At 41.4% G+C, this 1,388-nt stretch carries 1 protein-coding gene; it reads right to left on the reverse strand.

Features of this window, described 5'->3' with window-relative positions; all coding sequences use genetic code 11:
• Positions 1-1,113 (reverse strand): group II intron reverse transcriptase/maturase (gene ltrA, locus ACT29I_RS25660; RefSeq protein WP_444794859.1); only part of this gene is annotated, 1,113 nt, incomplete at its 3' end.
• Between the last annotated feature and the right edge of the window lie 275 nt (positions 1,114-1,388).

Raw genomic sequence — 1,388 nt, forward strand, 5'->3', positions numbered from 1 at the left:
CCTCCAGTGCCTACGTTTTGCTAGTAGCTCACGAATATTGGCAAAGAGTTTTGACCTTGACTTCATGCTCGGTCGGACGTTAGTATAATTCTTCTTGTTCCAAGAGAATTTGGAACGAATTACCCTGAACTCAAACCCCAGGAAGAACAGACTTTTCTTATGTACATGCAAAATAGTTGTCTTTTCTTTGTTGATGGTGAGCCCCATCCGTGTCATTAATGAATCGATATAAGCTAGTATTTCTCGACTGTAATAGTAAGTTCCCATAAGCACAAAGTCATCGGCATAACGCACAATGCGAATGTTTGCTTTGGAAAATTTACTCTGTGAACTATTGACTATTCGGTCAAAAGCATGTAGGTAGATATTCGATAACAATGGACTAATTACCCCTCCTTGCGGTGTACCTGCTGTGCTCGACAACAACTTTCCATTCTTTAATTGTTTGGGGGCTGTTAACCATTGTTCGATAATATCCAGAATTCCCTTGTCGCTGATGCGTTCTTTAAGCAGAATAAACAGCTTATCATGCGGAATGGTATCGAAGTATTTCGATAAGTCTGCGTCATAGATGAAATGATGTCCATCGTAGATATTCTGTTTGATTTGCTTGATCGCATCCTGTGCTCCTCGCTTTGGTCTAAACCCATACGAAGTGTCTATAAAGTCGGCTTCCCAGAGTGGCTCAATCAACATCTTAACTGCCATTTGTGCTACTCTGTCTTTTATGGTAGGAATACCCAACATGCGAAACTCGCCTTTCTTTTCCTTCGGGATTTCTACCTGACGGACAGCCTGACTTCGGTAGGTGTTGCTACGCAGTTCCGTTTGCAATTCCTTAAGAAATTTAGTCACACCATATTTCTCAATATCAGCAAAAGACATCTTATCAACCCCTGTTCCTTTGGAATAATTCCGTTTTACCCTACGATAGGATTCTTCAAGCACATAGTCTAAGCTCATCTTGTCGCTTAAACTATAGGCCTTAAATTCCTTGTCTTGCTTGGCTCTAATGTATAGCTTCCTTTGGAATTCACGAACTCTTTCATCGGTCAAAAATGACGATGGACTTACTAATAGACTTGTGTCAATATAGGTCGTTCTGTCTTCCATATAAGCTTCTCTAAAGTAGAGCCCCTTCCCTATGTAGCGTTTTGTTGTCGCTACAATCAGTGGTACTATGAGCTCCTCCGATTTCTCTTGTTTCCTTGCTGAACTTCGCTATGCTTATATCAGCCTGTTTAAGATTGCCAACCTTTAAAACAAGAGACCTCCCACAGCCCCGTGCCGTTTTATCTTATTACGGTATTCCGTGATAATCCATCTATAACCACGCCATCCCTATGACTCCGGTAGACCGTTGCACTTCACATTACTGTTAATCCGTA

This window comes from Saccharicrinis sp. GN24d3 (genome assembly GCF_052400645.1).
GTDB lineage: Bacteria > Bacteroidota > Bacteroidia > Bacteroidales > Marinilabiliaceae > Saccharicrinis.